General features: G+C 67.4%; 19 protein-coding genes. 5 read left to right on the plus strand and 14 right to left on the minus strand.

Annotated elements, in window-relative coordinates:
- Positions 1–160 precede the first annotated feature (160 nt).
- From ACMGRF_RS14265 to ACMGRF_RS14275, 3 genes are all read right to left on the minus strand, one after another.
- Entirely contained in the window at positions 161–2224 is a 2064-nt protein-coding gene (locus tag ACMGRF_RS14265) for a TonB-dependent copper receptor (RefSeq protein ID WP_414485331.1), read from the minus strand.
- Between the two features lie 72 nt (positions 2225–2296).
- On the minus strand, positions 2297–2728 hold the full coding sequence (locus ACMGRF_RS14270; protein ID WP_049412718.1) for a DUF2946 domain-containing protein: 432 nt from the start codon (positions 2726–2728) through the stop codon (positions 2297–2299).
- Positions 2729–3248: 520 nt separating this feature from the next.
- Positions 3249–4232, minus strand: coding sequence for a LysR family transcriptional regulator (locus ACMGRF_RS14275; RefSeq protein ID WP_111096993.1), 984 nt, complete (start codon positions 4230–4232; stop codon positions 3249–3251).
- Between the two features lie 210 nt (positions 4233–4442).
- On the opposite strand from ACMGRF_RS14275, the gene cysK reads away from it, so the two are divergent.
- Together cysK and ACMGRF_RS14285 are read left to right on the plus strand one after the other, a co-directional pair.
- Complete coding sequence (gene cysK / locus ACMGRF_RS14280) at positions 4443–5402, plus strand: cysteine synthase A (protein ID WP_164284673.1); 960 nt, start codon at positions 4443–4445, stop codon at positions 5400–5402.
- 210 nt (positions 5403–5612) lie between these two features.
- Positions 5613–6212 (plus strand): O-acetyl-ADP-ribose deacetylase, encoded by a 600-nt coding sequence (locus tag ACMGRF_RS14285; RefSeq protein WP_049413164.1) that lies wholly within the window; start codon positions 5613–5615, stop codon positions 6210–6212.
- Between the two features lie 91 nt (positions 6213–6303).
- On the opposite strand, the gene ACMGRF_RS14290 is transcribed toward ACMGRF_RS14285, so the two are convergent.
- The 8 genes from ACMGRF_RS14290 to gap all read right to left on the minus strand — a co-directional run bounded on the left by ACMGRF_RS14290 (position 6304) and on the right by gap (position 17749).
- Positions 6304–7449: a hypothetical protein gene (locus ACMGRF_RS14290; RefSeq protein WP_049413166.1), complete on the minus strand. Its 1146-nt coding sequence runs from the start codon at positions 7447–7449 to the stop codon at positions 6304–6306.
- Positions 7450–7578: 129 nt separating this feature from the next.
- Positions 7579–8583 carry a class I fructose-bisphosphate aldolase gene (locus tag ACMGRF_RS14295; RefSeq protein ID WP_005418861.1) on the minus strand — a complete coding sequence of 335 codons (1005 nt, stop codon included), beginning with the start codon at positions 8581–8583 and terminating at the stop codon, positions 7579–7581.
- Positions 8584–8779: 196 nt separating this feature from the next.
- A complete protein-coding gene (gene pyk / locus ACMGRF_RS14300) occupies positions 8780–10246 on the minus strand; it encodes a pyruvate kinase (protein ID WP_005418863.1) in 1467 nt (488 codons plus the stop codon).
- Positions 10247–10424: 178 nt separating this feature from the next.
- Positions 10425–11078: an HAD hydrolase-like protein gene (locus ACMGRF_RS14305; RefSeq protein ID WP_049413168.1), complete on the minus strand. Its 654-nt coding sequence runs from the start codon at positions 11076–11078 to the stop codon at positions 10425–10427.
- Entirely contained in the window at positions 11075–12250 is a 1176-nt protein-coding gene (locus ACMGRF_RS14310; RefSeq protein WP_049413170.1) for a phosphoglycerate kinase, read from the minus strand. Before ACMGRF_RS14310 ends, ACMGRF_RS14305 begins: the two co-directional genes overlap by 4 nt.
- A gap of 326 nt (positions 12251–12576) precedes the next feature.
- Positions 12577–13953 (minus strand): DUF3999 domain-containing protein, encoded by a 1377-nt coding sequence (locus ACMGRF_RS14315; protein ID WP_049410587.1) that lies wholly within the window; start codon positions 13951–13953, stop codon positions 12577–12579.
- Positions 13950–16619, minus strand: coding sequence for a DUF2339 domain-containing protein (locus ACMGRF_RS14320; RefSeq protein WP_414485333.1), 2670 nt, complete (start codon positions 16617–16619; stop codon positions 13950–13952). Before ACMGRF_RS14320 ends, ACMGRF_RS14315 begins: the two co-directional genes overlap by 4 nt.
- A 125-nt stretch (positions 16620–16744) precedes the next feature.
- Positions 16745–17749 (minus strand): type I glyceraldehyde-3-phosphate dehydrogenase, encoded by a 1005-nt coding sequence (gene gap / locus ACMGRF_RS14325; protein WP_099494640.1) that lies wholly within the window; start codon positions 17747–17749, stop codon positions 16745–16747.
- Positions 17750–17941: 192 nt separating this feature from the next.
- Here gap and ACMGRF_RS14330 point away from each other — a divergent pair, with 192 nt between their 5' ends.
- The 3 genes from ACMGRF_RS14330 (at position 17942) to ACMGRF_RS14340 (ending at position 20760) form a co-directional block, all read left to right on the plus strand.
- Positions 17942–18571 carry an OmpW/AlkL family protein gene (locus ACMGRF_RS14330; RefSeq protein ID WP_049410595.1) on the plus strand — a complete coding sequence of 210 codons (630 nt, stop codon included), beginning with the start codon at positions 17942–17944 and terminating at the stop codon, positions 18569–18571.
- Between the two features lie 558 nt (positions 18572–19129).
- The gene (locus ACMGRF_RS14335; protein ID WP_049410602.1) at positions 19130–19948 is read left to right on the plus strand and encodes a S1/P1 nuclease; all 819 of its coding nucleotides are present in this window, start codon (positions 19130–19132) and stop codon (positions 19946–19948) included.
- A gap of 11 nt (positions 19949–19959) precedes the next feature.
- Positions 19960–20760: an MBL fold metallo-hydrolase gene (locus ACMGRF_RS14340; RefSeq protein WP_414485335.1), complete on the plus strand. Its 801-nt coding sequence runs from the start codon at positions 19960–19962 to the stop codon at positions 20758–20760.
- Positions 20761–20826: 66 nt separating this feature from the next.
- Here ACMGRF_RS14340 and ACMGRF_RS14345 read toward each other — a convergent pair whose 3' ends face one another.
- Genes ACMGRF_RS14345 through ACMGRF_RS14355 form a run of 3 tightly spaced genes read right to left on the minus strand, consistent with a single transcriptional unit; the run spans position 20827 to position 22986 of the window.
- On the minus strand, positions 20827–21390 hold the full coding sequence (locus tag ACMGRF_RS14345) for a hypothetical protein (protein ID WP_049439784.1): 564 nt from the start codon (positions 21388–21390) through the stop codon (positions 20827–20829).
- Positions 21387–22628, minus strand: a complete 1242-nt coding sequence (locus tag ACMGRF_RS14350) for a M56 family metallopeptidase (protein ID WP_414485337.1) — start codon at positions 22626–22628, stop codon at positions 21387–21389. The genes ACMGRF_RS14345 and ACMGRF_RS14350 overlap by 4 nt, the downstream gene beginning before the upstream one ends.
- Positions 22621–22986: a BlaI/MecI/CopY family transcriptional regulator gene (locus tag ACMGRF_RS14355; protein ID WP_049410615.1), complete on the minus strand. Its 366-nt coding sequence runs from the start codon at positions 22984–22986 to the stop codon at positions 22621–22623. The genes ACMGRF_RS14350 and ACMGRF_RS14355 overlap by 8 nt, the downstream gene beginning before the upstream one ends.
- Between the last annotated feature and the right edge of the window lie 5 nt (positions 22987–22991).

Below are 22991 nucleotides of genomic sequence, written 5' to 3' on the forward strand. Positions count from 1 at the left end.
TCCGTGCAAGCCTGCCATGGGCAGTGTCGGCGTGTGTCGGGGTGTATCCAGTGGTGCACCACCGCGGCCGTCATCGTAGAGTCGAACCTGCCCGACCGAGGGCGTCGGGCGGGGACGGATCCTGGCGGGGATCCGGCCCCGTTTTTTTATGCCCGGCGGATCAGTACCGGTAGTTCAACTTCATCCACACGCTGCGCCCCGGCTCGTTGATCCGCACCGGGTCGGCCGGGAAGCCGAAGTCGGCGCTGCCGGCCAGGTTCAGGTGCTCGCTGTAGGCGCGGTCGAACAGGTTGTCGACGCCGGCGCTGAGCTGCAGCTGCGAACTGAAACGGTACGCCGTATTGAGCGCGAAGGTGGCAAATCCAGCGCTCGGCCCGAGGTCCTGCGCGACCACGTTGCCCTGTCCATCTGCGACACGATGCTGGTGGGTCACCGCACGCAGCAGCGCACCGGCGCTCCAGCGCTGGCCCTCCCAGTTCGCACTCAGGCGCGCTTCCAGTGGCGGCATCTGCGGCAGCGGACGCTGCTGGTCGCGGTTCTCTCCCCAGGCATAGGCCAGCGTGCCGCCCAGCTTCCACTGCTCGGCCAGGCTCACTTCCAACCCGGCCTCGGCACCGGCAATGCGCGCCTCGACGTTGCTGGCCTGGCTCATGCCCATCATGCCGCTGCCGTGATAGGTGAACAGGATGTAGTCCTGGATCTGCCCGGCATAGGCCGAGACCCAGGCCTGCACGCGCGGTCCCTTGTACTGCAGGCCCACGTCGAGCTGGGTGGTGCGTTCCGGCTGCACGCCAGTGAACGCGTTCACTGCGCCGGCCGGGCCGTGGTTGGGCGAGAACAGCTCCCAGTAGTCGGGCATGCGCTCGCTGTGGCCGAGGCCGGCGTACCAGGTCAGGCCGTCGGCCAGGTCCTGCTCGTAGCGCAGGAAGCCACTGCCGAGCCATTCCTTGCGACGCTCGCCGGCGGTGGGATTGGGCATGTTCCCCATCATCCCGCGGATCGACTGCCGCTCGTCGCGAGCGCTGGCGCGATCGATGCGCAGGCCGCTGATCCAACGCTGATCGGTGCCGGCGCCGAGGGTCAATTCGGTGAACACGCCATAGCGGCGGAAGCTGGCATCGGTCTGCCACGCCGCCTGGCGGTAGGTGCCGCGGCCCATGCCCATTCGCCCACGATGGCGGCTGTCTTCGCCATCCAGGCCCGCCACCAGCTGCACGTCCTGCCAGCGCCACTCGGCACTGACCCGGCCGCCCTGGGTGCGTCGGTCCACGTTCGATGCCATCGGCATCGGCATCATGCTGTGCGGGTTCGGCGTTCGCAGCGTGTAGTTGTCCATCACGTGGTCGGCCTCGTTGTAGTACACGTTGGCCTGCACCGTGTCCCACGCACCCGGCAGGTTGCGCTTCTCGAAGCGCGCGGCGTAGCTGGTGCGTTCGAACGCGGCACCGTCCATGCCGCGCCCCGCGTAGCGTGCGATCGCATCGCCGGCACCGGCGGAAATCTCCAGCAGCGTGTCGGCCTCCGGCGTCCAGCCGATCGCCACGTCACCGTTCCATTTGCGCCACTTCGATGGCACCACATCGCCGTGGCCGTCCTTGTAGTCATCGGCTTCGGAACGGTTGCCGCTGGCGCGCACATAGCCGGTCGGGTTGCCCAGGGTCAGGTCCAGCACCTGGTCGTTGCGGTTGCGCGAACCAACCAGCGCACTGGCATCGGTACGCAGGCCCGGTTCCTCGAAGCGCGGCGTTTCGCGTTCGAAGCGCACGGTGCCGGCCGAGGCACCTGCCCCCCAGCGCACGCTCTGCGGGCCCTTGATGATGGTCAGCCGGTCGAAGCTCTCCGGTGCGATGTAGGACAGCGGGTTGTCCATGCGCGAGGGGCAGGCGCCGATCAGGTTGCCGTCATTGCTGAGGATGTTCAGGCGTGAACCAAACATGCCGCGCAGCACCGGATCACCGTTGGTGCCGCCGTTGCGGATGGCGGAGAAGCCAGGAACGGTCTTCAGGTAATCGGCGCCGTCACTGGCAGGGACCGGCTGCCGCGGCAGGCGTGGATCGGTCACCCAGTGCAATGGTGACGAAGGCGCGGCGGCGGTGACCACCAGCGTGTCGAGAGTACGCGCCTCTTCGGCAGGCGCGGCGTGGACCAGCGTTGCAGCCACGGCAAGGCCAAGGGCAACCGGCAGGCGCACGCAGGCACCCGCGGGGCGGGAAGTCATTTTCATCGGAACAGCTCCAAGGTACGCACGCGCACACGGCGCCCGGTCAGGCGTCGTGCGGCGGATTCAATAGGAAAATCAGCGGACGATGGAGGACCGCGGTGGCCCACGCGCGGCGTGTGCCGGCCAGCGCAGCGCGGGCAGTACCTGCTGCGACCACGGGAATACCAACCGCGGCCGCCACAGCAGTGGCAACAGCAGCACCAGTACCGCCAGCCACGGCAGCAGGCGCATCGCCAGCACGCAGTATTCGCAGGCTTCGCCGTGCATGGCGTGGGGATCGGCCGGGCGGCTGGGTGCTGCCGGCGAAGCGCCATGCAGGTCGTGCCCGGCCAGGGTCATGTCGTGCATGTCATGTCCCATGGCAGCGTGGTCCATGCCCGCCATCGCGGTGTGGTCCATCGGCGGCGCCTGCAGCGCGCGGCTGACCAGTGGCGCAAGCACCATCAGCAGCGTCGCCAGGACGGCGAGCTGGAGCAGGAGGCGCTGCGGGCGGGACAGGCGGGTCACCCCGCTAGTGTAGAGGTGGGTCCAAGGTTGCCTGTGCGACGAACCGTCGCAGGAGGGGGTTTATCGGCAGGGCTTGCAGCCCTGCACCCGCTGAATCAACGTCAACGTCAACGTCAACGTCAAAAGCCGGCAATCCGTGGGATGGCGGGGTGGGTCCGGTTACGGGGGACGGCGCAAGTACATCCCTGTAGCCTTGGCCGCGGCATCCATGCCGCGGACACCCCCGCAACCGGACCCACCCCGCCTTCGACAGATTCCCGCGATCTGCTGTGTCGACCAAGGTCGACACCTACCAACAGCCGCCGGAATCTGTCAGAGGTGGGGCGGTGTCGGAGTTCGGGGTGTCAGCCGCATGGATGCGGCTGCCAAGCTTACAGGGACGTACTTGCAGCGTCCCCGCACTCCGACACCGCCCCGCCAACCCACGGAATGCCGCTTCTGCTGTTGCTGTTGCCGTTGCTGTTGCCGGCCAGCGGCCGGCACTACCGCAGGTGCAGGGCGCAGCCCTGCTCGACCCACCTCACACCGTGATGGTCTGGGTCAGCGACTCCCAGGTCGGCGGCAGCGGCCACGCTGCGGCCTGGTTGCCATCCAGCACCCGCCGCAGGTCGCGCGGATCAATCTGTGGGGCCAGCACGTGCACCAGTTCCAGCGCGTAATCACGCAGCACGCGGTCGCGCGGCAGCACCGCCCAGGCGATGCACTCGCTGATCGGATCCGGCGCCGGCCACGACCTCAGGTCTTCGTCATTGGAACTGACCGCCATCTCGGCCAGCAGGCCTACGCCCAGACCCGTGCGCACATAGGTCTTGATCAGGTCGGCATCGAGCGCGGTCAGCGCCAGGTCGGGCACCAGCCCATTGGCGACGAAGGCGCGTTGCAGGGACGAGTTAGGGCGGGTCGAGGATTCGTAGCTGATCAACGGCTGGCGGGCCAGCGCGGCCAGGTCCGGTGCGCGGCCGGCGCGGTCCAGCGGATGGCCCTTGGGTACCACCACCAGGCGTCGCCAGCGGAACAGCGGCACCGCGATGCCATCGGTGGGCTCGCCGCCTGCGGTGCTGATGATGGCGATATCGGCGTCGCCCTGGTTCAAGCGGTCCAGCGCGTCGGTTTCACCGGCCTGCTGCAGGTGCACGCTGACCTGCGGGTAGGCCTGCTTGATCGCTGCCACTGCCGGCGGCAACACGAAGCGCGCCTGGGTGTGCGTGGTGGTCAGGATCAGCTGGCCCTGGCTTTCGCGCCGCTGGTTCGCCGCGTACGTACGGATGTTGTTGGCTTCGGCCAGCACCGCGCGGGCACGCGCGATGACTTCGGTTCCGGCCGGGGTAACCGACTCCAGGCTGCGCCCCTTGCGCACGAACAACAGGAAGCCGAGCTCGTCCTCCAGCTGCTTGAGCTGCTTGGACAGTCCGGGCTGGGTCGCGTGCACGCGCGAGGCGGCCAGCGTGATGTTCAGCTCGGCGTCGGCGATGGCTACCAGGTAGCGCAGCTGGGTCAGCGTCATGGGCAGGCAGGCGGCATGGGGCGGAAGTCCACTCTAGGGTCAATTGCCGTCACCAGCTTATAACCAAAGGTTGTTTAAGAAAGGCATCTGGTCATTTCCGGGCGTCATATGCCGGCGCTACGGTCAGCCGGCAGCCGCTGGCCTGAACGGCCAGCCCTCCCCTCCTTTGCCCGCCGTAACCCGGTGCGGCCCCGTTTCCGGAGCGCTCCCATGGCCCTGTACGACTCCATCCTCGATACCGTCGGCAACACCCCCATCGTCAGGCTGCAGCGCCTGGCGCCGCCACAGGTCAGCGTCTACGCCAAGGTCGAGTCGTTCAACCCGGGCGGCTCGGTGAAGGACCGCCTGGCGCTGGCGATCATCCTCGATGCCGAAGCACGCGGCCTGCTCAAGCCGGGCGACACGATCGTGGAGGCCACCTCGGGCAACACCGGCGTGGCACTGGCGATGGTCGCCGCCGCGCGCGGCTACAAGTTCGTGGCCACCATGGTCGAAACCTTCTCGGTCGAGCGCCGCAAGCTGATGCGTGCCTATGGCGCCAAGGTGATCCTGACCCCGGCCGCCGAGCGTGGCAGCGGCATGGTGCGCAGGGCGCGCGAGCTGGCCGAGCAGCACGGCTGGTTCCTGGCCAGCCAGTTCGCCAACCCGGCCAACCCGGCGTATCACCGCAACACCACCGCTGCCGAGATCCTGCGCGACTTCGCCGGCAAGCGGCTGGATTACTTCGTCAGCGGCTGGGGCACCGGCGGCACGCTCACCGGCGTGGGCGAAGTGCTGAAGGTGGCACGTCCGCAGACCCGCATCATCGCTACCGAACCGGCCGGCGCCGCGCTGCTCAAGGGGGATGACTGGAAGCCGCACAAGATCCAGGGCTGGACCCCGGATTTCGTGCCGGACGTGCTCAACCGCGACGTGGTGGATGAACTGGTCTCGGTCGAAGATGATCGCGCGATCGCCACCGCGCGTCGCCTGGCCGCCGAGGAAGGCATCTTCGTCGGCATCTCCGCCGGCGCCACCGTGGCCAGCGCGCTGGACATCGCTGCCCGCGCTGAACCGGGCTCGGTGATCCTTGCGATGCTGCCGGACACCGGTGAACGTTACTTCTCCACGCCGCTGTTCGCCGATGTGAACGAAGGATCCGACGACGACTGGCTGGCCGGCCTGCCGTAACAGCCGGGGTCAGAGCCTTTTCCGTTCGGAAAAGGATCCGACCCCTTCCCGCTTCAGCCTGTGTGAAGGCGTCGCCCGCCATCGTGCGCGAAGGCCGTTGGATCGCAGCGCGTGAGACGGTCATGACGCAGTATCGATGCCCTGTCCCCTACCGTGGGAACAGCCGGCGCAGATGCTGCGCGGATCACCTCACAGGCAGGAGACGGACGCATGAAGATCGAGGTTTGGCAGGGCGACATCACGACCCTGGCGGTGGATGCGATCGTCAACGCGGCCAATGAAACGCTGCTCGGTGGCGGCGGTGTCGATGGCGCGATCCATCGTGCGGCCGGCCCCGCCTTGCGGGCCGAGTGCGAGCGCTTGCCGGAGCTGCGCCCGGGCGTGCGTTGCCCGACGGGTGAAGTGCGCGCCACCGGTGCCCATGCGTTGCCGGCGCGCCATGTACTGCACACGGTGGGCCCGGTCTGGCACGACGGCCAGCGCGATGAACCGGCGTTGCTGGCCAACTGCTACTGGAAGTCACTGCAGCTGGCCGAATCACTGGGCGTGCAGTCGATCGCGTTTCCGGCCATCAGTTGCGGTGTGTACGGCTATCCGCTGTACCAGGCCGCGCAGATCGCGGTGACCGAAACACTGGCGTGGCAGCGCAGCCATGCGCAGCCGATGCGCATCGTGCTGGTGGCGTTCAATACCGCGACGGCCAAGGCCTACCAGCAGGCGCTGAGCGCCGCCGGGCAAAGCGCTGACAGCGAACCGCGCGGCTCGCTGCTGCCGCCGCTGGGCGATGCGGGCTTCGCCGCCGCGCACTGAATCCGGCGGCCAGCGTCAAGCAAAAGGCCGGGCATTGCCCGGCCTTTCCTGTAGCACCGTTGTCCACACTCCCACGGAGTGTGGAACACGTTCAACGGCTGGCAGCTTCCACCGCGGCGGCATCATCGGCCACAGCAGCGGCGGCGTCGGCAGCGGCACTTGCCGCCGAGGCCGCAGCCTCGTCGGCGCTGGCGCCGTCCACCTGCACGCGCACTTCCACCATGCCCGCGCCGTTGCTCAGGCTGGACACCTCGACGGTGTAATGACCAGCCGGCAACGCTTCTTCCAGGCGTGCGTTGGTATCGTTGCCACCGTCATCGTCGGTCAGTTCGACATCGCCGCCAACCACGCGCAGCACGGTATCGAGCTGGCCGGAGATCGCATCCAATCGCACATTGGTCGGACGGTCCAACGTCAGCAGGAAGCGGCGGACGCCATCGTTGTCGAGCATCGTGTACACGCTGCCGGACTTCGGCAATGCGGTGCCGTCGCGGTCGACCAGGTTGCCCGGCACCTCGATGCGCTTGGCCGACAAGGTGAACATGCCACTGACGCCGTCGCCCAGGCCGCGCGCGGTCAGCGTGTACTTGCCCGGCTTCAGTGACAGGGTCAGGCGCGAGTTGGTGCTGTCCCCGCCATCATCGTTCTCGGCATCCACGCCCTGGCCCGACAGCTTCAGCACAGGATCGAAGACATCCGACACCAGGCGGATCTCGTACAGGCCGGCCTTGTCCACCTGCAGGGTGTAGTCCTGGGGACCACCGGCCAGCATGTCGACGATCTCGCCGCTGCCCGCCAGCGGCTTGCCGTCGTACGGCACCAGCTTCTCGGCACGCAGGCGGTACGGGCCGTAGTCGGTCGAGCCGTTGGCGTTGACCGCCACCTGGTAGGTGCCGCCACCGTTGGCACGGAAGGCCAGCGAGACGTCGCCTTCGCGCTCGTAGCCGGTGTTGCTGCTGGCCACCAGGCTGCCGTCGTTGAACACGGCAATCGAGCCGCTCAGCGAACCGGTCAGCTTCAGTCCGACCAGTTGCTTGTCTTCCAGCTTGATCTGGTAGAGCTGGTGGTGGCTGCCGTCGTTGTAGTTGATGCCGCTGCGCGAGGTGATCTCGCCGGATACCGGCTTGTCGAAATCAAGCGACGCGGCCTTGCCCGCATCCGCGCCGCCGCCGATGCGGTTGCAACCGCCGGCGACCAGGACCGTGGCTACGGCCAGTGTGATTGCTGCCAAACGCATGTTGTTTCTCCTTGGCCTTCCATGTGGTTCCCACGCACCGGCCGGGCGCATGGGGGCGGAAAAGATACCCGCAAAAGCAAACGCCGGCGTGATGCCGGCGCTGCCTTGTTCATCCAGCAATGGGACGGATCAACCGTTCCACTTGCCCAGCGCTGCCAGGCCATTGTCCCTGGCGCGCTCGTACACGGTCTTCTGGGCAGCAGCGTAGTTGCCCTTCATGTCCTTGGCCCACAGCTTCAGCGCGGCCTGCTGCATGGCGCGGCCGTAGGAGAAGCTCAGCGGCCACGGCAGGTTGCCCAGCTGGTTCATCGCGTTCAGGTGCTCGGTGGACTGCTCGTCGCTCTGGCCACCGGACAGGAACACCACGCCCGGCAGGATCGCCGGCACGGTGCTCTTCAGGCACATCACGGTCGACTCGGCCACTTCCTCGACGTCGGCCTGCTCATCGCAGCCCTTGCCGGAGATGACCATCGACGCCTTCAGGATGGTGCCTTCCAGCAGCACGTTCTGCTGGTACAGGGCGTCGAACAGCGAACGCAGGGTGGCTTCGGTGACTTCGTAGCAGGTCTCGATGTCGTGATCGCCGTCCATGATCACTTCCGGCTCGACCATCGGCACCAGGCCGCATTCCTGGCACAGCGCTGCATAGCGGGCCAGCGCATGGGCGTTGGATTCGATGCAGGTGCCCGACGGGATGCTCTCGCCGATGTTGATGACCGCACGCCACTTGGCGAAGCGCGCGCCCAGCTTGTAGTACTCCTGCAGGCGCTCACGCAGGCCATCGAGGCCTTCGGTCACCAGCTCGCCCGGGCAGCCGGCCAGCGGGTGCGCACCCTTGTCCACCTTGATGCCCGGAATCATGCCGTGGTCGGCCATGTACTTGGCGAACGGCACGCCGTCCTTGGTCGACTGGCGAATGGTTTCGTCAAACAGGATGGCGCCGGAAATGTGCTCGTTGAGCTTCGGCGTGGTCAGCAGCAGCTCGCGGTAGGCGCGACGGTTCTCCTCGGTATTCTCGATACCGACGCCGGCGAAACGCTTGGCGATGGTAGCGGTGGATTCGTCGATCGCGATGATGCCCTTGCCCGGGGCGACCATGGCCTGGGCGGTTTCAGCCAGCTGTTCGATGCTCATGTATTTCCTGTGGCGGGTGCGGGAAAAACACAAGTATAGCCCTGCGGCCCGTCGCCTCGCCGTGGAGGACAGGATGGAAACGCTTCCAATGTCCGCAGCGGACACGCCGTGTCCTGCCGTCGGGGGTCAGGGCCCCGCGGGGATCTGACCCCGGGGTCGGATCCGCAACGCGGCGCCGGCCCCAGGGCAGCATCACTTACAGGTCGCCCAGGCCGATGGCGCGGCCGTCCTCACCCACTTCCAGCAGGCGCAGGGTATTGGTGGCACCGTGGGTTTCCATGTGCTCGCCACTGGTGAACACGACGCGATCACCGGCCTGCAGCAGTTCCGATTCCACCAGCAGGCGGATGCTGCCGCGCGCGGCTTCGCGCGGGGTCAGGCCGCGGCTGTCGAAGTTGATCGGGAACACATCGCGCATCAGCGCCATCTGGCGACGCGCGCCGTCATGGCGGGTCACCGCGAACACCGGCGCCTTGGCGCGGAAACGCGACAGGTAACGTGCGGTGCCACCGGATTCGGTCATCGCCACGATCGCGCGCACGCCCACGTGCTGTGACAGGAACATGGTGGCCATGGCAATCGCCTGGTCGGCACGTTCCAGGTTGCGCGGCGACGCGTTGAAGTCGGTCTCGGTCTGGAACTGGCGCTCGGCACCCAGGCAGATGCGTGCCATCGCCTCCACGGCCTTGACCGGATAGGCGCCAGCGGCAGTTTCCGCCGACAGCATCACTGCGTCGGTGCCGTCGATGACCGAGTTGGCCACGTCCAGCACTTCGGCGCGGGTCGGGATCGGGCTTTCCACCATCGACTGCAGCATCTGCGTGGCGGTGATCACCACCTTGTTCTGCGCCAGCGAGGCCTTGATGATCTTCTTCTGCAGGCCCGGCAGCTCGGCATCGCCGATTTCCACGCCCAGGTCGCCACGGGCGACCATCACCACGTCGCTGGCCTCGACGATTTCTTCCAGGTTCTCGATTGCCTCGGTGCGCTCGATCTTCGACACCAGCGCGGCATCACAGCCGTGCGAACGGGCGATGTCGCGCGCATCGTTCATGTCCTGCGCATTGCGGCAGAACGACACGGCGATGAAGTCCACGCCGATCTTGGCAACGATGCCGATCAGTTCCTTGTCGCGCTCGGTCAGCGCACCCAGCGAGAGGCCGCCCCCCTGCTTGTTCAGGCCCTTGCGGTCGGACAACACACCATCGTTGAGCACGGTGTTGACGATACGGTCGCCCTGCACTTCCACCACCTGCAACTGCATCAGGCCGTCGTCGAGCAGCAGCACATCACCCGGGCCGACGTCCTGCGGCAGGCCAAGGTAGCTCACGCCCACCTCGCTGGCAGTGCCCGGGCCGGCGTTCTCGCTGGCGATCAGGTCGAAGCGGTCGCCCGCCTTCAACTGCACCTTGCCTTCGGCGAAGCGCTCGATGCGGATCTTCGGGCCCGGCAGGTCGGCCAGGATGCCCACTTCCACGCCCACGCGCGCCGCAGCGGCACGCACTTCGGCGGCACGCTTGGCCTGGCCGGACGGATCGCCATGGCTGAAGTTCAGGCGCACCACGTTGACGCCGGCGCGGAACAGATCCTCCAGCACGCCCGGCGGGTCAGTGGCCGGACCGAGGGTGGCAAGGATCTTGGTGCGACGCTGACGCTCGAACATGGTGGATGGGCCTCTCCCGATAAAGAACGGAAATTAGCACATCCTTCACGCCGCATGTATACGGTTACAGCCTTGTGCCGCCTGACTTCGCGGGTCATGGAGCGGACATCGCCCGGACATACGCTGGCGCAGGGGGGCGGTTCTGTGGAGCCGAGCATGGGCTCGGCTCCACAGGAGGCTAGGCCAGCAGCGTTTCCAGCTGCGCCGGCTCACGTGCCAGCTGGCTGGCACCGGCTTCCGTCAATTCCGCCTCTCCGCCGAAGCCCCACAGCACGCCGACACTACGCAGGCCGTGGTGGCGCGCGCCTTCGATGTCCATGCGCCGGTCGCCGATCATCCAGCACTGTGCAGGCTGCACCTGCAGCCGGCGCAGTGCTTCGCCGACCAGTTCCGGCTTGTGGCTGCGCGAGCCATCCAGGGTTGAACCGACGATCTCCTCGAACAGCCCACCAAACGGCAGGTGGGCGAGGATGCGGCGCGCGTGCGGCTCGTTCTTGGCGGTGACCACCGCCAGCCGGTGTCCACGGCCATGCAGCGTGCGCAGCGTGCCTTCCACCTGCGGGTAGACCGTGTGCTCGCGCCAGCCTTCGACGTCGAAGCGCTCCCGGTAGTAGCCCACCGCCTGTTCCACCCGCGCCGGTTCGACGAACAACGGCGCGAAGGTGGTGCGCAGCGACGGACCGATCCAGCCCAGCAGGGTTTCCTGCGGCGGCACCGGATGGTCCATCTTCTGCAGGGCATAGGCGATGCAGGCGGTGATGCCCACCTGCGAATCGATCAGCGTGCCGTCGAGATCGAAGAACAGCACATCCTTGCCGCGCTCGGCACTCATGCGCCGCGCGCGTCGAGTGCGGCGACAGCCGGCAGGGTCTTGCCTTCCAGGAATTCCAGGAACGCACCACCACCAGTGGAGATGTAGCTGACGTCGCCGGCGATATCGAACTTGTCGACCGCGGCCAGGGTGTCGCCACCGCCGGCGATGGAGAACGCCTTCGAGCTGGCGATCGCGCGGGCCAGCGCTTCGGTGCCCTTGCTGAAGGCCTCGAACTCGAACACGCCGACCGGGCCGTTCCAGACCACGGTGCCGGCCTTCTCGATCAGCTGCGCGTACTGCGCGGCGGTCTGCGGGCCGATGTCCAGGATCAGGTCGTCTTCGGCAACGGCATCGACCGCCTTCACTTCGGCAACGGCGTCGGGCAGGAACTGCTTGGCGGTGACCACGTCAACCGGCAGCGGAATGTCGGCGCCGCGTGCCTTGGCATCGGCCACGATCTTCTTCGCGGTGTCCAGCAGGTCCGGCTCGTACAGGGACTTGCCGACGTTGTAGCCAGCGGCGGCGATGAAGGTGTTGGCGATGCCGCCACCGACGATCAGCTGGTCGACCTTGCCAACCAGATTGGCCAGCAACTCCAGCTTGGTGCTGACCTTGCTGCCGGCGACGATGGCCAGCAGCGGCTTGGCCGGTGCATCCAGCGCCTGCGCCAGCGCGTCCAGCTCGGCCATCAGCAGCGGGCCACCGGCCGCGACCGGTGCGAAGCGGATGACACCATGGGTGGAAGCCTGCGCACGGTGCGCAGTACCGAAGGCATCCATCACGAACACGTCGCACAGGGCCGCGTACTTCTTCGACAGGGCCTCGTCGTCCTTGCCCTCGCCGACGTTCATGCGGCAATTTTCCAGCAGCACCAGCTGGCCCGGCTGCACGTCGACGCCGTCGACCCAGTCGCGCACCAGCGGAACTTCGCGGCCCAGCAGCTCGGACAGGCGCTGGGCGACCGGTGCCAGCGAATCGGCCTCGCTCCACACGCCTTCCTTCGGGCGCCCCAGGTGCGAGGTGACCATCACCGCCGCGCCCTGCTCCAGCGCGCGCTTGAGCGTCGGCAGCGAAGCGGTGATGCGCTGTTCGGAGGTGATGCGGCCATTCTCGATCGGCACGTTCAGATCCTGGCGGATCAGCACGCGCTTGCCGGAGAGGTCGAGGTCGGTCATGCGGACAATGGACATGGGCAACTCTTTGGCTCGGGGACGGGATGCCGGTCTGCGGCAGACGGCCATTGTATCGGGTGGCGATGCCTGCGGCAGGCAGAGGCGTACGGCAACAGCGAACTGCAACAGCCAAAGCGCTGGCGCTTCTTGGTGCTGAGGGTGAGCCGGGGTGCTGTGGGGTGGCAGGGGGCCAGATCAGTCAGCCGCATGGATGCGGCTGCCAAGCCTCCATGGACGGATTCACGGCGTCCCCCACGAACCCACCCCGCCCGGCCAAGCGCGGCTTTTGCTTTTGCTTTGCACGACCAACCCCACCCACGAGGGGCTGCGCCGTTCGCCGGAACCTACGCCGAAGGCGCCGGCTTCTGCCGCAGCAGGCTGACCGCCAGGCCGCCAACGACCAACACACCCAGGCCCAGCAACGCCCACAGCAACCACGACTTCCAATCGCGCTGCGGCTTCAGTGCTGCATCGCCGGCCAGCGGCTCCGGGCTGCCTTCCAGTCGCGCCAGTGTCGGCTGCCACGATGGATCGTTGCGCTGCCGAAGTTCCTCGATCAGCACCCCGATCGGCGCGTCCGTGCGGCGCGCGGTCGCGCTGCCCACCGCCAGTGCGTAGGGCGCCGCACCCTGGCTCAGGAACACCAGCACTTCCGGCTGGTAGCCCAGGCGCAGCGTCGGCGCGGTGGCAGATTCCGCCGGATTCGCCACCAGCTTCCAGTAGCGGTCGCGGTGCACGCTGCCCAGCGGCTGTGCCGCCGACTGCTGGCGCTGGCCCTGCGTGCCCTGTTGCACCTGGTAGGCGATCCACGGCGCGCTGCGACGTTGCCATTCCGCACTCTCGTCATCGCGGCTGAACAGCGTCCATTGCACCAGGCTGTTATCGGTGCTGGCGACATCGGCACGCGCCACCGGGAACCGGCCATCCATCTCGAAGGTGTACTCGCCCTTGCCCGTCGACGTCGGCTCCAGCGACAGCCACTCCCAGGGCAGCGTGGCCGGTGCTGGCGGCAGTTCCGCCAGTACGCCGCGCAGGGTCGGCAGGCGCGAATCGCCCTGCGCCAGGATGCGCAGGTAGCGTGCAGCGCCGTCCACCTGCAGGCGGCGCTGCAGCAGGCGCTTGCCGGCGCGCTGCAGATCCACCAGCGGCACGTCGCGGCCAATCGATCGCCAGTGCTGCAGGTCGTCACTGGCATCCAGCTGCACCTGCACCTGCAGCGGCTGGCCGCTGTCGGTCCAGTCCAGCACCAGTGCCGCCAGCGGCTGCTGATCGAGCATGCTGGCGTCGATCAGCCAGCCGCCCTGCCCGCTCGCCGCTGCCCCGCCACCCACCCGCGCTTCGACCCGGCGCACGCGCCCATCGGTATCGCGCTCGGTCAGCAGCTGCAGGTCGTTGCGCTGTGCATCGGCCAGCGGCGGCAGCACGAACCACGGCAGTTCACGCTGCACCGGCGACTGCGCCAGCGGCTGGTCCGGCGCCAGCAGTGCCGACGGCAACAACTGGCTGGCCGCGTTGAACACCTGCAGATCGCTGAGATCGGCGGTTACGGCACGGCGATAGATCGCCGGCTCCAGCACGATACGGTAGGCACCGGACTGCGCACTGGACAATGTAAGCGGCCATTGCTCGGCATACTGCGTGCGGTAATCAGCCGCCTGTACCGCGACGGCGGCCAGCATGCCGAACATCGCCGGCAGCAGCGCCCTGCTCCACTTCCTCATTGCTTTTCCTCCACGGTCGGCGCCGCGCTTGGCGGTGCCGGTGCCAGATAACCCACGACCGTGCACAGCAGGCCGTAGGCGATGAACGATGCGATGCCCAGCAGGTTGCCCAGATGCTGGCGATCGACAATAACCAGCTTGGCCAGCACCACGCCCATCAGCACGGCACCGACCATCCACAACACACGCTGGCCGCGACGCGAACCCCACACCCAGGCAATCACACCCAGCACGCTCCACAACACGGTCAGGCTGGTCTGCGCCAGGCTGAAGCGCATCATCGACGCATTCCACGCCAGTCCACCCCATTGGTGTACGCCATGCAGCACCAGGCTGGTCAACGCGAGGAAGGCCGCCAGTGCCAGCAGCGGCATGCGGATGTTCAGCAATGCCTGCGGTGCCTCACTGCCGTACAGCCAGCGCGCCAGCAGCAGCAGGCTCAGCCACTGGCCGATCTCGGCCGGATTCAGCACCGGCAGCCACAGCAGCGGTGCGGCGTCGCCCGGCAGCAGCTGACCCAACAGCCAGCCGATCGCCAGCAGGCCGAACAGCACGCACTGCAGCGGGACGCGCACGCTGTCGAAGGCCGTGCCCAGCGGCCAGCGCAATGCGTTCCAGCGCCACAGCGACAGCCCCGCCATCAGCAGCCACGGCAAGGTCACCAGCAGGGTCGTCCAGCCCTGCGCCAGGCCGGCCTCGCCACCACCCCACAAGGCCAGCAGCGAAAGCAGCGACGGCCACAGCAGCCACCACAGGAACTGCGCGATGCGGGCCATGGTATCGCCGCCCTGGCGCAGGCACAGCAGGGTCCGCACGCCCAGCACCGCGAACACCGCCCAGGCCAGCGCGCCATGGCCGGCGAACGGCTGGTGGTGTGCATCGCTCTGCATCAGGGCCAGCGGGAAGCCCAGCGCGAGCATGGCCAGCGCAGTAACGCCCAGCGCACGCGCCGGCTGGCGACGCTGCGCTTCGGCCGCCAGCCAGGCAGTGACTGCGGCCAGCACCAGCAACGCGTCCACTTCGGTGCGGTACGGGAAGAAGCGGGTGATCTCATGGACCAGGCCGCCCAGCCACCACAGCAGGCCCCACAGGTAATACACCAGTGCGACCTCATGACGCGGCCTGCGCTGGTAGCTCCACGCCGACGCGAAGCCGGCCAGGGCCAGCAGCAGCGCGCCAATGGCGGTCGGGTTGATCAGGAAGCGCAGGTCTTCGTGCCAGTGGTCGCCGCCAGCAACGAAGGCGAATGCGGCGCCGATCTGCAGCAACGCGCCGGAGACCTGCGGCAGCCAGCGCTTCTGGCGCAGCCCCAACCACGCCAGGCCAGCACCTTCCAGTGCAAACACGGCGCCGGTGGCGCGCGCCGACAATGCCAGCGGCACCGCCAGCGTGGCAAACCCCACCGCGAGCACCGCATGCGACTGCGCCAGCATGGTGTACGACGCACGTGCGATCAGCGCCCGGGCCAATACTGCGTAGATCGCCGCCAGGCCCAGCGCGCACAGTGCCAGCGTCATCGGTTGCGCGTGCAGCATGCCTGCCTGCAGCGAGAACGCGACCAGCGGCGTGCCGAACACCAGGCTGCCATCGATCAGGTCACGGCGGCCGGCCGGCTGGCGACGCGCGTACAGCAGCGGTATCAGCAGGTAGAACACGAAGAACAGCGCCAGGAACGGCTCGGTGCTGCTGAACTTGTCCGGTGCGTACTGCAGCACGCCCCAGAAGGTGCCAATGCCGAAGGTGAAGGCGAAACCCAGCAGGTTCAGCGCGCGCCATGGCCGGAACCACGCAATGGCAAAGATGCCCGCGTTGAGCACCGCGTAATAGCTGAACAGCCCCACGTGGTTGCCACTGCCGGTGGACAGCCACAGCGGTGCCATGAAGCCGGCCAGGATGCCCAGCACGGCCAGCGTGCGCGAGTTCTGCACCACCGCCAGCACGCACAGCCCGGCCACCAGTGCGATCGAACTGGCAAAGGCAAAGGCCGGCGGAATCAGGTCGAAGCGCTTGAACGCCGCGAAGATGGTCAGCAGCAGTACGCCGATGGCACCGCCCTGCAGCGCCAGCGCAAACAGCCGCCGGCGTTCGCGCTGGTGCCAACCGAAGGCCAGCAGGCCCAGCGCAGCCACGGTGATGCCGGCCAGGCGCAGTTCGATCGGCAGCACCAGCCAGCCCTGGTCGCTGACGTACTTCAGCAGCGCAGCGACACCGGCCAGCAGCACCAGCATGCCGATCTTGACCGGCACGTTGCCTTCGGTGAACCAGCGTTTGACCGCACCGATGCCACGCTCGATCACGTTGGGCAGTGCCGGTTCGGAAGGCAACGGCGGCTGCACCGGCACCGGCGGCACCGGCGGTGGCGCAGCAGGACGGGGGAGAGGCACCCCGGTGGGCGTGGCTTCGCGCACCGGTGGCTGCGTGGGCTGAGGCGCAGCAGCCGCGGCCGGCCGCAGGAACGGTGGATCGGCGCTGGCAGCAGGTGCGGCCACAGGCCGTTCAGGCGCGGGTGCGGTGGCGGCCGGCCTGACGGCGGCCGGCGCAGCGGCCATCGCGCTTTCCAGCGCAGCGACGCGGCGACGCAGGCCGGCAATCATCACCAGCGCGACCACCAGCAACAGCGGGATGGCCAGAAGAACCAGTACGACCAGGGCTATCAGTGCTTCCATTGCGTGCTTCCAATGCGATCCCGCGCCCCAGCGGCGGCGGTCGACCGCCCCATGCTACGACAGGGTGGGTCCCATAAACGACGAACCCCGGCCAGGCCGGGGTCCGTCTGCGATCTACACCGGCCTTACTTGGCGGCGATGACCTTGGCCATTTCCAGGCACTTGTTGGAGTAGCCCCACTCGTTGTCGTACCAGGTCACCAGCTTGACGAAGGTGCCGTCCAGGGCGATGCCGGCGTCGGCGTCGAATACCGAGGTGCAGGTCTCGCCGCGGAAATCGGTGGCCACCACCTTGTCTTCGGTGTAGCCGAGGATGCCCTTCAGCGCGCCTTCGCTCTGTGCCTTCACTTCAGCGCAGATCTCGGCGTAGGTGGCTTCCTTCTCCAGCTCGACGGTCAGGTCGACCACCGACACATCCGAGGTCGGGACGCGGAAGCTCATGCCGGTCAGCTTCTTGTTCAGTTCCGGGATGACCACGCCGACGGCCTTGGCCGCACCGGTGGACGACGGAATGATGTTCTCCAGGATGCCACGGCCACCGCGCCAGTCCTTGTTGGACGGGCCATCGACGGTCTTCTGGGTGGCGGTTGCCGCATGCACGGTGGTCATCAGGCCGCGCTTGATGCCCCACTTGTCGTTGATGACCTTGGCCAGCGGAGCCAGACAGTTGGTGGTGCACGAAGCGTTGGAGATGATCGCCTGGCCGGCGTAGGTCTTGTCGTTCACGCCGTACACGAACATCGGCGTGTCGTCCTTCGACGGGGCCGACATGATGACCTTCCTGGCGCCGGCATCGATGTGCTTCTGCGCGGTTTCCTTGGTCAGGAACAGGCCGGTGGCTTCCAGCACCACGTCGGCGCCGACTTCGTCCCACTTCAGGTTGGCCGGGTCGCGCTCCTGGGTCAGGCGGATCTTCTTGCCGTTGACCAGCAGGTCGTTGCCCTGCACCGCCACGTCGGCCTTGAAGCGGCCGTGCACGGAGTCGTACTTGAGCATGTAGGCCAGGTAATCCGGCTCCAGCAGATCGTTGATGGCCACGATTTCGATGTCGTCGCCGAAGTTCAGCACCGCCGAGCGCAGGACGTTACGCCCGATGCGACCGAAACCGTTGATACCAACCTTGATTGCCATTTCTCAAGCTCCTGCGGCCGCGACAGGTGCGGCGGGATGGATAGGGCCCACAAGTCTAGCAAACCGCCGCTGGCCACCGTGGGCCAGCCGGGACCCCCGGCCGGCCCACGGACAGGATTTGATCCGGATCAAAGCGTTAGCGCGGCGTGAGGCCGAGACTGTCGCCATCCACCCAGCAACGAGAACACCCCCATGCGCAAGACCTCCCCCCTGATCGTGGCCAGCCTGGCCGCCGCCCTGTCCCTCGCCGCTGCCCCGGCCATGGCCCAGTCCAAGGGCGACTGGACCGTTTCGGCCGGCGTGCACCAGGTGGCACCGAAGTCGAACAACGGCTGGCTGGCCGGCGGCACCCTGAAGGTCGACGTCGACAACGACGTCAAGCCGACCATCACCGGCGAGTACTTCATCGCTGACAACCTGGGCATCGAAGTGCTGGCCGCGCTGCCGTTCAAGCACGACATCAACATCAACGGCCTGGGCCGCGTCGGCAGCACCAAGCAGCTGCCGCCGGTGGTGACCCTGCAGTACCACTTCAACAGCAAGGGCAAGGTGTCGCCGTTCGTCGGTGCGGGCGTGAACTACACCACCTTCTTCAGCGAAGACACCACCGGTGCATTGGCCGGCAGCAAGCTGAAGCTGCAGGATTCGTGGGGCCTGGCCGCGCATGCGGGCATCGACTTCGCGATCGGCGAGAAGGGCGCGCTGCGCGTGGACATGCGCTGGATCGACATCGACAGCAAGGTGAAGTTGAACGGCGAGAAGATCGGCACCGTCAACATCGATCCGCTGGTCTACGGCGCTTCGTACGTCTTCAAGTTCTAAGCGGTGTGTTGCACGCGGGGGCTTCGCCCCCGCTCCCCCGCGCACGCAAAACCCTCGCAGCATGTTGCCCCGGTGATTGCCGGGGCTTTTTTGTTGCGCGAAAAGCACCGGCTTCTGCAATTGGGTGGAGCGGGTGGGCTGATCGGGACACGCCGTAAATACGTCCCTGTAGGCTCGATCGCCGCATCCATGCGGCGAACGGTCCCGATCAGCCCACCCGCTCCACCCTTCCTATCTGCGCGCGCGTGCCAGCTCAAGCAAAGGCAAGAGCAGAACCCGTGCATCCGAGGCGCAATGATTGCCTGTAATTGCAGGAGGCCGATTTTGATCCTGCATTTGTTTTTGATGTTGCCTTTGACGTTTGCATCCGCCTTCGCGGCCATGTTGGATGGGGGCTGCAGGGGCAGGCGCTGCGGGACCGTCCGCGGCATGGATGCCGCGGCCGAGCTTACAGGGATGTACTTGCAGCGTGTCCCGCAGCGCCTGCCCCTGCAGCCAGCCCTAAGCAGACAGGAACGCGCCGCTCTCCAATCCATCTCCCCCCGCTAGAATGTGTGCATGAAAGCCCTGCACTCCCTGTTCCTCGCCGCCGCCCTGGCGCCGGCCCTGCTGTCCGTCTCCGCCCCCGCCCATGCCTGGGGCGCGCAAGGCCACCGCCTGGTTGCCGAAGTCGCCGACGCCCGCCTCAACCCCGCCGCCCGCGCCGAAGTGGACCGCCTGCTGGCCACCGAAGCGGACGCCACCCTGGCAAGCATCGCGCCGTGGGCCGACCAGCTGCGCGCCAAGGACCCCGGCCTGGGCCGTCGTTCGGCCGGCTGGCACTACGTCAACATCGCCGAAGACGACTGCCACTACGAAGCACCGAAGCACTGCAGGAACGGCAACTGCATTGTCGAGGCCCTGAAGGCACAGAGCGCCATCCTGGGCGACCGCAGCCTGACCGATGGCGAGCGCCTGCAGGCACTGAAGTTCGTCGTGCATCTGGTCGGCGACATCCACCAGCCGATGCATGCCGGTTACGCTCACGACAAGGGCGGCAACGATTTCCAGCTGCAGTTCGGCAACCGCGGTACCAACCTGCACTCGCTGTGGGACAGCGGCATGCTCAACACCCGCAAGCTGGACGATGCCGGCTACCTGCCGGTGCTGCAGGGCCAGCGCGCGCCAAAGCTGGCGCGCCAGTCCAACCCGCAGCGCGACCCGCAGGCCTGGGCCGAAGCCAGCTGCCGCATCTCCATGCAAGCTGGCGTTTATCCGGCGTCGCATAAAATCGGTGACGAATACACCGAGCGCTACCGGCCGCTGGCCGAAGCGCAGCTGCGACTGGCCGGTGAGAACCTGGCGCAGTTGCTGAACCGCGTGCTCGGCACGCGCTGAGGAGAGTCCCGATGCCGGTCCAGGTGCAGTCGTTCTTCCACCGTGACAGCAATACCTTCAGCTACCTGGTCAGCGACCCGGCCAGCGGTGAGGCGGCGCTGATCGACCCGGTCCTGGACTACGACCCGGACACCGACGCCAGCAGCGAATCACCGCTGCGTGCGGCATTGCAGACCATCGAACGGGAGGGCCTGCAGCTGCGCTGGCTGCTGGAAACCCATGCCCATGCGGACCATGTGTCGGCCGGGCGCCGGCTCAAGCAGCGCTTCCCGCAGGCCACGCTGGCCATCGGTGAAGGCATCCGCGCGGTGCAGGCCACGTTCGCGCCGCGCTATGGCCTGCAGCTTCCGGCCGCCGATGAGATCTTCGATCACCTGTTCAGCGACGGCGAAACCTTTGCCATTGGCGAGCTGCAAGGACAGGTGATCGCCGTGCCCGGCCACACCAGCGACAGCATCGCCTACCTGATCGGCGATGCGCTGTTCACCGGCGACTCGCTGTTCATGCCCGACGGCGGCACCGCCCGCTGCGACTTCCCGGGCGGTGACGCCGCACAGCTGTACCGCTCAATCCAGCGCCTGCTGGCCCTGCCCGATGCCACCCGCGTGTTCGTCTGCCACGACTACGGCCCGGGCGGCCGTGACTTCTCCAACGAAACCACCATCGGCGAACAGCGCGCGCACAACATCCACGTGCACGACGGCGTGGCCGAGGCGGAGTTCGTCAGCGTGCGCCAGGCCCGCGATGCCACGCTGGAAGAACCGAAGCTGATGCAGCCGGCGGTGAAGGCCAACATCCAGGGCGGAGCCTGACGCTCGTGTCTGCGCGCGCCGGGGCAGAATCCGGCGTTCCCGGTTTCCATCACGGACCGCGAGCGTTCATTTTCCCTGCGTGCGCACCACATGCTGGCCCTTCACGATCTCGAAGGTGAAGGCGTACTGCAGGGTGACCGCCACCGGCTCGACCCGTTCGGCGCCCCGGCAGTCACCGCGGTCGGCAGGCACCTTGCCAGCCGCGAAGTGGCAGACCGCTGCGGACGAGTACTTCCACATCGCCACGGCCTCCTGCGCAGCCTCAATCAGGGGCGCATTCTCGCGTGCGGCTCCTGCGGCGCAGTCCTGGCGATCAGTCAGCGGCATGCTGCGTTCGACACCGCCCTGCGCATCCACCACTACCTGCAGGCAGATGGTGGTCGGCGCCAGTTCCGCACGCGGGTCACGATCGCCGACCTCCGGGTCCGGTGCCGCGTACAACTGCGGCATCCGGTAGCCCTCGGTCGCACCCAGCGAATACGCCTGCAACTGCCCACTGCCACCGCCCGCCTGCGGCTGCAGTCGCTGGTGGCCGACATTCTCGCTGCGGGTGTGCACGGTGGCCAGCCGTTCCTGGCTCGCACACCCCATCATCAGCGCCGCCACCACGAGCAGCGGCGCGGACTTCACTGGGCGTCCTCGCTGTTGTCCATCGCAAAGGTGATCGGAATCTTCACTGCGCCTGCCACCGGCTTGCCGTTCTTCATCGCCGGCCGATAGGTCCAGCTGCGCGCTGCGGTGATCGACACCGCGTCGAACACGCCCGGATTGGTGGCACTGAGCACCCTGACATCGCTGGGACGCCCCTGCGCATCCACCTCCACGCGCAGGTTCACCACGCCTACCTGGCGCTGCTCGAACGCGGATTTTGGATAGGACGGCGGTGGCATCCTGTCGACCTGGATCGGACGGTCCAGCCCAGCCTTGGCCGCATCTTCCTCAGCGTGCTCGAACGGCTCGACACCGATCCCCGGGCTCCCGGCCGCGCCGCCCTGGCTGGCCCATGCCACCGCCCCCATGCCCACACACAACCCGACCACCAGCACCTGCCCGGACACCCACGGCAATGCCTTCCGCTTGGACTGCTTCAACATGGCGATACGCTCCTTCAACACGGGTTGGCTGCGCCAATGGCAGACCGCGGGCGCAACCGGGTGGACCAGCTGCGCCTTCAGCAGCGTGCTGGCGTAGAGGCCGCGCAGCGCCGGCTGCGGGGCCATGGTGCGGGCGTCGCAGGCCAGTTCCTGGTCGCGCAGGAAGCAGCGTGCAGCCCAGAGCACCAGCGGGTGGAACCAGAACACCGCACGCATAAGCAGCAACGCACCATTGGCCCAGTGATCGCCATTGCGGCGGTGGCTGCGCTCGTGCTGCAGGATCAGCCCCTGTTCCTGTGCGCTGAACTGTTGATCGAAGTCCGGGCCAACCACGATTCGCGGCCGCCACAGGCCAACCAGTGCTGGCAGGCCTGGGTCACCACTGGCCTGCCAGCTGCCATCGGCGCGCGGCTTCAGCGGGCCCATGCGCCGTTCGAAACGACGCTGTGCGCGCAGGTCGCGCAGCAGGCAGATGCCCATGCCCAGCGCCCAGGCCAGCAGCAACAGCGGTGCCCATGGCAGCGACGGCCCTGCCAGTTCGTCCACGGCCCCTGGCTCGACTTTCAGCGGCACTGTCGGCACGTGCTGCAGCAGCGCAGCCTGCGGCAATGGCAGCAGCAAGGTCACCAGCAGCATCGGCAACAACCACCAGCTGCGATAGGCCAGCCCAGCGCCGCCCATCCACACCAGCAGCGGTCGCAGCACGGCCAGCAGGATCACCCCCATGGCCAGCCACACGCTGGCCTGCCACAGTCCACCGAGCAGCTCAGTCATGGTCCAGCTCCTGGATCAGCTTCTTCAGTTCGGCGATGTCCTGTGCGCTCAACTGGCCGCGTTCGCTGAAGTGCGCGACCAGCGGCGCCACGCGCCCTTCGAAGACACGGCCGATGAAGTCCTGGCTCTGTGCCTCCACCCAGGCCTGGCGCTGCAGCAGCGGCCGGTACAGGTAGCGCCGGCCATCGCGCTCGGCGGCGATCGCGCCCTTGGTCAACAGGCGGTTGAGCAGGGTCTTGATGGTCGGCTCGGCCCAGTCGCGGTGGGCCAGCGCGGCCACCACGTCATCGGCGCTACGCGGTGCCTGCTGCCACAGCACCTCCATCACAACGGCTTCGGCTTCGCTGATCGGGCTCATGATTT

The sequence above is a fragment of the Stenotrophomonas sp. EMP41 genome (assembly GCF_047495535.1).
Taxonomy (GTDB): domain Bacteria; phylum Pseudomonadota; class Gammaproteobacteria; order Xanthomonadales; family Xanthomonadaceae; genus Stenotrophomonas; species Stenotrophomonas sepilia.

Coding starts and splice junctions, on each gene's coding strand:
- ACMGRF_RS14275 (WP_111096993.1), bottom strand. CDS start 4,232: ATGACGCTGACCCAGCTGCGCTACCTGGTAGCCATCGCCGACGCCGAG.
- cysK (WP_164284673.1), top strand. CDS start 4,443: ATGGCCCTGTACGACTCCATCCTCGATACCGTCGGCAACACCCCCATC.
- pyk (WP_005418863.1), bottom strand. CDS start 10,246: ATGTTCGAGCGTCAGCGTCGCACCAAGATCCTTGCCACCCTCGGTCCG.
- ACMGRF_RS14335 (WP_049410602.1), top strand. CDS start 19,130: ATGAAAGCCCTGCACTCCCTGTTCCTCGCCGCCGCCCTGGCGCCGGCC.
- ACMGRF_RS14265 (WP_414485331.1), bottom strand. CDS start 2,224: ATGAAAATGACTTCCCGCCCCGCGGGTGCCTGCGTGCGCCTGCCGGTT.
- ACMGRF_RS14320 (WP_414485333.1), bottom strand. CDS start 16,619: ATGGAAGCACTGATAGCCCTGGTCGTACTGGTTCTTCTGGCCATCCCG.
- ACMGRF_RS14310 (WP_049413170.1), bottom strand. CDS start 12,250: ATGTCCATTGTCCGCATGACCGACCTCGACCTCTCCGGCAAGCGCGTG.
- ACMGRF_RS14285 (WP_049413164.1), top strand. CDS start 5,613: ATGAAGATCGAGGTTTGGCAGGGCGACATCACGACCCTGGCGGTGGAT.
- ACMGRF_RS14340 (WP_414485335.1), top strand. CDS start 19,960: ATGCCGGTCCAGGTGCAGTCGTTCTTCCACCGTGACAGCAATACCTTC.
- ACMGRF_RS14350 (WP_414485337.1), bottom strand. CDS start 22,628: ATGACTGAGCTGCTCGGTGGACTGTGGCAGGCCAGCGTGTGGCTGGCC.
- ACMGRF_RS14290 (WP_049413166.1), bottom strand. CDS start 7,449: ATGCGTTTGGCAGCAATCACACTGGCCGTAGCCACGGTCCTGGTCGCC.
- gap (WP_099494640.1), bottom strand. CDS start 17,749: ATGGCAATCAAGGTTGGTATCAACGGTTTCGGTCGCATCGGGCGTAAC.
- ACMGRF_RS14355 (WP_049410615.1), bottom strand. CDS start 22,986: ATGAGCCCGATCAGCGAAGCCGAAGCCGTTGTGATGGAGGTGCTGTGG.
- ACMGRF_RS14295 (WP_005418861.1), bottom strand. CDS start 8,583: ATGAGCATCGAACAGCTGGCTGAAACCGCCCAGGCCATGGTCGCCCCG.
- ACMGRF_RS14305 (WP_049413168.1), bottom strand. CDS start 11,078: ATGAGTGCCGAGCGCGGCAAGGATGTGCTGTTCTTCGATCTCGACGGC.
- ACMGRF_RS14330 (WP_049410595.1), top strand. CDS start 17,942: ATGCGCAAGACCTCCCCCCTGATCGTGGCCAGCCTGGCCGCCGCCCTG.
- ACMGRF_RS14315 (WP_049410587.1), bottom strand. CDS start 13,953: ATGAGGAAGTGGAGCAGGGCGCTGCTGCCGGCGATGTTCGGCATGCTG.